This is a genomic window from Arthrobacter agilis, assembly GCF_002953615.1.
In the GTDB taxonomy this organism is placed as follows: domain Bacteria; phylum Actinomycetota; class Actinomycetes; order Actinomycetales; family Micrococcaceae; genus Arthrobacter_D; species Arthrobacter_D agilis_B.
This window is the reverse complement of sequence record NZ_CP024915.1, coordinates 2,954,573-2,961,922: the sequence shown is the minus strand read 5'-3', so window position 1 is coordinate 2,961,922 and position 7,350 is coordinate 2,954,573. Positions and strand designations below refer to the sequence as shown.

Sequence of the window (7,350 nt, the reverse complement as noted above, 5' to 3'; positions counted from 1 at the left end):
CGGCCAGATCGCCAGAACCGCCGATGGCACTCCTGTGGCCCCCGATGACCTGGCGGGCCAGGTGGCACAGGCCCTGCGAAACACGCACGCGGGTCTACTGAGCGCCGGTGCCGGGTTCGGTGATGTCGTTCGTCTCACCTTCTATGTGACCGGCTGGAGCCCCGACAAGATCGAGGCCTTCATGACGGGCGTCACCGCGGTAGCCGAGGACATCGACCTGCCGCTGCCGATGCCACCATCGTCTTTGATCGGCGTCGACTATCTTTTCGAACGAGACGTACTGGTCGAAGTCGAAGCGACAGCCGTCCTCGACTGACGCCGGCCGGACGACTACCCCTCGGGAACTGGTGTGCCTTCCATTGACGCGCACCTGCTCCGCCGGACAACACGCTGGACAGTCGCGGAGCCTTGACTGTCCGGCGGGTTGTGGGGCTCGACGCCGAGATCGAGGGGGCGGTATATACCCGGCACTCAAGTGGTCGGAGAATGTGCTGCGAATTGGTCCAGCTACCGAATGGGTGTTAGCAACTGAATGCGGCGCTCCTGGGGGATCAGTTGCTGATCAGGAGTGGGCTGTGGTCATGATTGAGTGCGTGAAGACTCTCATTGTGACCGCTCACCCTGACCCCGATTCGCTGACACATCACATCGCGCGCCACCTCGAGCAGATGCTACTGCCCAGAACGGTCGAGCTCGTGGACCTGGCAGCAGAAGGCTTTGATCCGAGGTTCACCCTCGCCGATCGGCACACATACCGGGTCGGAGGTGACTTCGCCCCCGACGTCGCCGCCGAGCAGCAAAGGCTCGACGGAGTCGCACACCTCGTACTGGTTTTCCCCGTCTTCTGGTGGTCGATGCCAGCCCTGCTCAAGGGGTGGATAGACCGCGTCTTCGTCAACGGTTGGGCGTTCAACGTCGCCACTGAGGGCGGCATGAAACGCAACCTCGTGAACCTCACGACGCACCTGATACCCATTGCCGGCGACGATGCCGACGTATACGACCGACACGGGTACGAGCAGGCAATCCGAACCCAGATAGAACACGGCATCATCGACTACTGCGGCAGTCGACGCGGTCTCACGATGTTCGTGTACGAGTCCGAGTCCGAGGATGCCCTGGCCCGAGAGCACTCGATCCTCAACGCCGTCACCGCAGTCGGGCAATATATCTCCAGGTAGGGACGTGTCACCGGCTGTTAGGTCCGGCCAGATAGGCATTCAGCACAGCACAGATCATTGTCAATGAGGACGTGAACGGTCCAGTAGTTGTCCATGCGCCCTTTCCGACCGAGGCAGTCGCAAGGGTTAGAGTTTCCGGCCCCGGCACAGACGGCACCCGGTGAGAGGTGCATGGTCAGGGTTGCGCCCGGTCAAGTACTGACGGCGTCAGTGGCGGTGCTGGCAGTCCTGGCGGTAGCACGTCGTCGGGTGGGGCCGAGGGCAGTAGGCAGGTAGGCGTCCTGACGGAAGTGTGCGAGTACCTCAAGAAGGCATGCCAACAGGCGAGATCCGGCATAGATGATGCGGAAGTTGCCGTCGATGTCAGCCCAGCGGCCCTGGAACCGGCCGTCGGTGGCGTACTGTCGGCCGCTCCATGCCCACGCGTCAGGGGAAAAGTCCACGCGCCAGACTGTTTGAGCTGTGTCGTTGGTCCTGACCCGAACATCGACGGCAAGGTAGGACCCGCAGACCGACAATCCGCGTCAGGGGGTGAGGGTGACGTCGTTGTAGACAGCGGTTGTGGTGCGTACGGCCCAGCACGCGAAGCCAGCCCTGTTCTTCTCGGCGAGTGTCACCGCTGTCCCAGTGAGAGTGACAGCCCCTTTCCGTTCTGCAATGGTGATCTTTGCATGCGGTGCCGCGCGATCTACCACCAGACGCAGGGCAGCGTTTGGGGACTCCTGATGATGGTCTGCGCCGGCTTCTCGACGACGGTTCCTTGTGGTGGCGCTGAGGGCCACCGACTGTTCGGTGTGCCTTGGCTTGCGCGTCACTGCAAGAAGCGGATCCGGGCTGATCTTCGCGGGAGCGGCCCTACCGGTGAGGGCACCCGCCCTCTCGCGCTGCAAGTGATGCCTTCGGTCAGGAGCGCGCTGGTCAGCGGTCATGGTTGCCGTCCTGCGCCCGCTCAATGAGCGTTGCTAGTATCCCGTGCCGTGTCTGAAGTTCAGGGACGCTGGCCGAGGTTGCTCCGAGGTGTATCGCGTATACGCGGTCATCCGGGTGATTATGGTACTTGTTGTCGGCTTGCTTGAGCGCTGTGATGAGCAGGCTGCATTCCGCATCAGGGATATCGGTGGACCAGTGCCGCGTCAGTCCGGCAAATCCGCCGCTTCGCGTGACTTCAAGGTGCATTCGGATTCATCTCCTTCCGTGGGTCATGTTCTGCTTCGCTCATTCCAACGTCAGGATTCAGTTGCACCAGACCAGCCTGGCGGTCGCCAGGACGCGGGGACGGTGTGTTGTCGTCCTGCGCCGCAGCGCGTACAGCAGTACCGTGTCCACGCCGCTTCAACCCGGCCGTTTGGAAGAGTGCGTTGCTCGCCGTACTCCGAGTACGTGAGGTTCTCGTCGGCCCCGCAGCTCAGGCAGGCAGGGCTTGTGTCAGCAGCACTGGAGGTCCGGAAGGCATGTCTCCTCAGCGCCGCAGAATTTATCGCCCTTGACGGTGGGACGGCGACGCGGGGAGCTGCCAGCAGATCAACGGTCCGCCGTTCAGTGCTCTGCTTGATGGCGGACATTAGTGCGTGGCTCCCATCTGCCGGCCGCGCACCGTGGAGGGTGTCAGCTCGAAGAACAGGTTCCGCTGGCCCGGCGCCCAGGGTTCGTCGACTGCTTTGCCCCACAGGGTCGTCAACAGGCTCGGGTCTTCAACACGGGTGGCAGGACCGTTGAGCAGCACCGTCCATCCACTGCGGGCCTCCCTATCTACCTGGTCGATCTGGAACGCTGCGTGCTCGAGGTAGCTGGTGGCGATAGTGCCCCCGGCCGATGTGCGGAAATACACGTGGTCGGCCCTGACGAAGTAGTTCACAGGGAAAATGTCCAGAAGCCCCTCGCGGAAGAAGCCGAGCCGGCCCGCGGATTGCGTCGCGGCCAGCGCCCAGCACTCGGTGCTGGTGAGTACCGTTGCAGTGTTCTGTATGCTCTGAGACTCCCAATATGCACCCTGAATTGCTGGTGGAGTGTCAGGAAGCGTCCTGGAAGTCGGCATGTCCGGAGTCGTGGCGGGGGTGATTGTCATGGTGTTGTCTTCTTCCCGTTCATTACGGAGACCGAACACAAGCAACCCGATGGGGCCCGCGACAGTTCAGGCACAGCAGGTACCTCTGCTCGTCATGGCCTGGCATCAGCGCCTAGTAATCTCCTGATTCTCACGCTACGGCTCAATGAGCTGCCTGATCAGGGCCCAAAGGCCCTGATCAGGCAGCATTGTTGAATCGCGGTGTCGGTTCTGAGACCTGTGCCGATGGTTCGCTTAGATCATCCGAGTAGCCTCGGCGACCGACGAAAACGCCTATGGCGGGGGGTGCCGGAGGGGTGAGAATTCTAGGCGGGCACGCGGTTCGCAGGAAGGGTCGAGGATTCGTGTTCCGTAGTAGTGAAGTCGTCGATCAGCTGTACCCTCACCGCTAATCTCGGGATGACCGAGGTGCCGCAACCGCTGCCATGACCAGGACAAAGGAAGAAAATGATGCTGCATCAATCGGTTGCACGGTGTCTGGTTTGTCTCTGAAAAGCGACCCCTAGAAGACTTCAGCTTCCCGTCAGCGCATGGTCACTCAACCTAAGTGGATCACCAACAGCTACGTGGCGGACACTTCTGGGTCGACGGGGGCGTCCGATCCGCTTCGTGCGAAGGCTCGTCCGCTGATGGTCTCGGGGACCAGTCGCATGAAGCGGTCCTTGCGGCCGCTTTCCCAGGGATGAAGGGGCAGTTGCACGGTGGCCAGGAGCTCGGTGGTTGCCGCGATGGTCGCAGTGTCCCCTTTCACGACGACGCTCCACACCATGTCCTTACCCGCGCCGCTGACGAAGTACGAGCCATCCGCTTCAAACGCGGCCGGGGCGTGCTCGGCGGCGCGGGACTTCGTTCCTTCGGACGTCCTGTAGACGACGGTCCCGTGATCGACGGAAAAGTTGATGGGGAAGATCTCCGGCCGACCGGCCTGGCAGAGGGCAAGCCGTCCAACAGATGTAGTACGCAGGAGCGCCCAACATTCGTGTGCTGAAAGGATCCTCGTAGGTGCGGATTCGGTGTTCATACCATGACACTATGAAAGCGTTGATTCAGCGGCTAGGGCACTAGGTCCTATCAAGGCGTTTTCAGCCAGTGCACGTGCCAGTGTCATCCGTAGAACCGGATAATCCACCTCGTAATGTCAGGGAAGTTCTACCACGGCATTTGGGAGCGTCAAGTGGTAACACGATCACAGCATTCGTCGGCGGCCGCACACGATCAGGCCTTCGCTGTCAGTTCATCAGTCGGAATTGGGAACCTGCTCGCGGCTTTCGAGTCCATGGCCGATGACGTCGACCTGGACACGGTCCTTGAGAGAGTCATTTCCGCGGCATGTCAGCTGGTCGATGCACGCTACGGCGCGCTCGGGGTCATCGGCCCGGATCAGACTATGGGTCAGTTCATCACGGTCGGACTGGAGGGTGATGAGATTGAACGAATGGCATCATTGCCTCAGGGTCACGGCGTCCTGGGTCTTCTTGTCAGTGAGCCTCGGCCGTTACGTCTTCATGACCTGCGGACGCACGACCGCGCCGTGGGGTTCCCGGAGCATCATCCGCAAATGAGTTCGTTCCTCGGCGTTCCGATCCGGATTCACGGCACGGTCTTTGGAAACCTGTACCTCACTGAGAAGAACGGAGGAGGGGACTTCACCGATACCGACGAAAAACTGCTCGTCGCCCTGGCGGCTGCGGCCGGGGTCGCCATCGAGAATTCGCGCCTCTTCCACGACTCGACGCGTCGGACAGAGTGGCTCGAAGGCGGCCTGAACGCCGCGCGTGAACTCCTCGAGCAAACTGATGATGCCCGCAATGACCTCGAACTCATCGCTCATCACGCCCTGCGCGCATCGCACAGCGACCTCACTGTCGTGCTGCGTGACTTCGGCCATCATCGCGGACTCATCTGCGAAGCCGCCGACGGCGTCAATGCCGGCGCTTTCGTCGGACAGTCCGGGGCCGACAACGCGCAACTCGACGGGCTGACAGCACAATCGCCGCCGCTGCTGCTCAGGGAGGAGGACATCGATCGCCTGCTGCCAGGCGCCCCACCGGCCACCATCTCGACGGCCCTCCTCACACGCCTTGCGGGAACGGGGGAGCGTCAGTTCCTGCTCTTCGGCAGGCCGGCGGAATTCCCGCCCTTCTCCAGCGTGGATCACGAGATGGTGCGCTCGTTCACCTCCCATGTAACCCTGGCCCTGGAACTGCTCCGGGTCCACCGGCAACGGGAGCAGGAGGCGGTCTTCGGGGACCGCGACCGAATTGCCCGCGATCTCCACGACCTGGTCATCCAGCGGCTCTTCGCGGCCGGCATGAGCATTCAAAGCCTGCGCAAGTATCTCTCAGATCGCGAGCCCCTCGAACGAATCGGAACCGTCACGGCCGAGCTGGACGCGACAATCAGGGAACTGCGCGACACCATCTACTCGCTGAGATCCGTCCCGCAGATCACACCGACGTTCACGTCCAGCATTCTCTCCCTCGTGGCGCATGCGTTCGACGGCCACCACCTCCAACCCGTCGTGCACCTCTCCGGGCCCCTCGACGCCGTCATCGATCCGGCGTGGGCCGACCACGTGCGGGCCATCCTTCTCGAGAGTCTGTCCAACGCGCTCCGCCATGCCGGCGCGCGGTCTATTACGATGACGCTGCAGGCCCTGCCGGACCGCCTCGAGCTGAAAATCATCGATGACGGATCCGGGTTCGAGCAAAGGCTATCCCGTAGCGGGCTGGCGAACATGCAACGCCGTGCCGAGCTCTGCGGAGGTGCCCTCACCATCACGAGCCCACTCGGTCAGGGCACCAAGGTTCTGCTCACCGTACCCCTCACACCCTTCGCTCTACCTTCCCCAGCAGGCGCCACTTAGCGGATCGGGGTGGGGGCCGGCGGTTCGGCGGGTCGGGAAATGTACACGGCGGCCTGGGTCCGCCGCTGGAAACCGAGCTTCGCCAGGAGCGAGGACACGTAGTTCTTCACCGTCTTCTCGGCCAGGAACAGCTCGACCCCGATTTCACGGTTCGTCAGTCCGCCGCCGATCAGGGCGAGGACCTTTTTCTCCTGCGCTGTAAGGCCTGCTAGGCGTACGTCCTCCTGCGGGTCGTCCCGCAAGCCGGCGATGATGCGTTCCTTCAACCCGGGGTCGAACAGGGACTCACCCGCAGCGGCCCGGCGTGCCTTACCGACCAGGTCGGATCCGAGGATCTCCTTCAGGATGTACCCGGACGCACCGGCAAGCACCGCGCCGCGCAACGCCTGATCGTCGTCGTAGCTGGTCAGGATGACACACGACAGGGACGGATCGATCGATCGCACATCCCGGCATACCTCAATCCCGGTCCCGTCCGGCAGCCTCGCGTCAAGAATCGAGATGTCGGGTGCTAGGGCGGGGATCCGGCGCGTCGCTTCCTCGGCGGACCCCGATTCCCCGACGATCACGCATCCCTCGGCCTCCAGCAGTTCCCGCAGACCCCGCCTGACCAGCTCGTGGTCATCGAGGAGGAACACCGTGACGTTCTTCATCTTCTGATCATCTTCATCGCCCGCATGCCGTGCCTGCCTTAACTCCTGAGACCAGACGCCCGCTGACGCCAACCATCAGCGTGACTCCTGCCGGGCGTTCCTGACAGGGCCATACGCCCCGTATCACTATGGATCAAGGAGGGGACGTAAGGCCCTAGCCGCTCATCGGGGGACCAGTGACGATCAAAGGAGTAGCATTTCCGCCCAGCAAAGGATCCATCATGGACGCGTCCGCCACTTCCTGTGCACGAGTCGTCGTCGGGGTCGATGGTTCCCCGTCGTCGATCGCGGCGCTGCAGCTCGCCGTCAGCCTCATGCCCCTCGCCGGCGACACCCTCCGAGCCATCACGGCCTGGCAGCACCCTCTGGCCTTCGGCCTGTACGCGCCTCCCGTGGAATACGACTACGAGGGGTTTGCGCGCCAAGCCCTGGACCAGGCGCTGACGGAGGCGTTCCCCGAGGGCACTCCTCCCCGGGTTGGGGAGGTTGACCGCAGGGTGGTGCGCGGCCTTGCCGCGGAGGTCCTTATTCAGGAGAGCATGCATGCCGCGATGATCGTCGTCGGCTCCCGCGGTCATGGCGGGT

General features: G+C 62.8%; 10 protein-coding genes. 4 read left to right on the top strand and 6 right to left on the bottom strand.

Annotated features, from left to right (window positions below; all coding sequences use genetic code 11):
* Positions 1 to 316: Rid family hydrolase (locus tag CVO76_RS14445; protein WP_208739870.1), on the top strand; the 316-nt coding region annotated here is incomplete at its 5' end.
* A 277-nt stretch (positions 317 to 593) separates the two neighbouring features.
* Positions 594 to 1,181: an NAD(P)H-dependent oxidoreductase gene (locus tag CVO76_RS14440; RefSeq protein WP_208739869.1), complete on the top strand. Its 588-nt coding sequence runs from the start codon at positions 594 to 596 to the stop codon at positions 1,179 to 1,181.
* A 191-nt stretch (positions 1,182 to 1,372) separates the two neighbouring features.
* On the opposite strand, the gene CVO76_RS17670 is transcribed toward CVO76_RS14440, so the two are convergent.
* The 5 genes from CVO76_RS17670 to CVO76_RS14415 all read right to left on the bottom strand — a co-directional run bounded on the left by CVO76_RS17670 (position 1,373) and on the right by CVO76_RS14415 (position 4,267).
* The gene (locus CVO76_RS17670; RefSeq protein WP_208739868.1) at positions 1,373 to 1,624 is read right to left on the bottom strand and encodes an RES domain-containing protein; all 252 of its coding nucleotides are present in this window, start codon (positions 1,622 to 1,624) and stop codon (positions 1,373 to 1,375) included.
* An 81-nt stretch (positions 1,625 to 1,705) separates the two neighbouring features.
* The gene (locus CVO76_RS17665) at positions 1,706 to 2,110 is read right to left on the bottom strand and encodes a BON domain-containing protein (RefSeq protein WP_208739866.1); all 405 of its coding nucleotides are present in this window, start codon (positions 2,108 to 2,110) and stop codon (positions 1,706 to 1,708) included.
* Positions 2,100 to 2,357 (bottom strand): protealysin inhibitor emfourin, encoded by a 258-nt coding sequence (locus CVO76_RS14425; RefSeq protein WP_208739864.1) that lies wholly within the window; start codon positions 2,355 to 2,357, stop codon positions 2,100 to 2,102. Before CVO76_RS14425 ends, CVO76_RS17665 begins: the two co-directional genes overlap by 11 nt.
* 385 nt (positions 2,358 to 2,742) lie before the next feature.
* Complete coding sequence (locus CVO76_RS14420) at positions 2,743 to 3,246, bottom strand: pyridoxamine 5'-phosphate oxidase family protein (protein ID WP_208739862.1); 504 nt, start codon at positions 3,244 to 3,246, stop codon at positions 2,743 to 2,745.
* 562 nt (positions 3,247 to 3,808) lie between these two features.
* A complete protein-coding gene (locus tag CVO76_RS14415; RefSeq protein ID WP_208739860.1) occupies positions 3,809 to 4,267 on the bottom strand; it encodes a pyridoxamine 5'-phosphate oxidase family protein in 459 nt (152 codons plus the stop codon).
* A 114-nt stretch (positions 4,268 to 4,381) separates the two neighbouring features.
* Between CVO76_RS14415 and CVO76_RS14410 the strand changes: the two genes are divergently transcribed.
* On the top strand, positions 4,382 to 6,112 hold the full coding sequence (locus CVO76_RS14410) for a GAF domain-containing sensor histidine kinase (RefSeq protein ID WP_208739858.1): 1,731 nt from the start codon (positions 4,382 to 4,384) through the stop codon (positions 6,110 to 6,112).
* Here CVO76_RS14410 and CVO76_RS14405 read toward each other — a convergent pair.
* Positions 6,109 to 6,765 carry a response regulator gene (locus tag CVO76_RS14405; protein ID WP_208739856.1) on the bottom strand — a complete coding sequence of 219 codons (657 nt, stop codon included), beginning with the start codon at positions 6,763 to 6,765 and terminating at the stop codon, positions 6,109 to 6,111. The genes CVO76_RS14410 and CVO76_RS14405 overlap by 4 nt on opposite strands.
* 221 nt (positions 6,766 to 6,986) lie before the next feature.
* Here CVO76_RS14405 and CVO76_RS14400 point away from each other — a divergent pair.
* Positions 6,987 to 7,350: universal stress protein (locus tag CVO76_RS14400; protein ID WP_208739854.1), on the top strand; the 364-nt coding region annotated here is incomplete at its 3' end.

Bases quoted from the DNA above. Each gene is read 5' to 3' on its own strand.
- CVO76_RS17665 (WP_208739866.1), bottom strand. From the start codon at position 2,110: ATGACCGCTGACCAGCGCGCTCCTGACCGAAGGCATCACTTGCAGCGC.
- CVO76_RS14425 (WP_208739864.1), bottom strand. From the start codon at position 2,357: ATGCACCTTGAAGTCACGCGAAGCGGCGGATTTGCCGGACTGACGCGG.
- CVO76_RS14420 (WP_208739862.1), bottom strand. From the start codon at position 3,246: ATGACAATCACCCCCGCCACGACTCCGGACATGCCGACTTCCAGGACG.
- CVO76_RS14415 (WP_208739860.1), bottom strand. From the start codon at position 4,267: ATGAACACCGAATCCGCACCTACGAGGATCCTTTCAGCACACGAATGT.
- CVO76_RS14410 (WP_208739858.1), top strand. From the start codon at position 4,382: ATGTCAGGGAAGTTCTACCACGGCATTTGGGAGCGTCAAGTGGTAACA.
- CVO76_RS14405 (WP_208739856.1), bottom strand. From the start codon at position 6,765: ATGAAGAACGTCACGGTGTTCCTCCTCGATGACCACGAGCTGGTCAGG.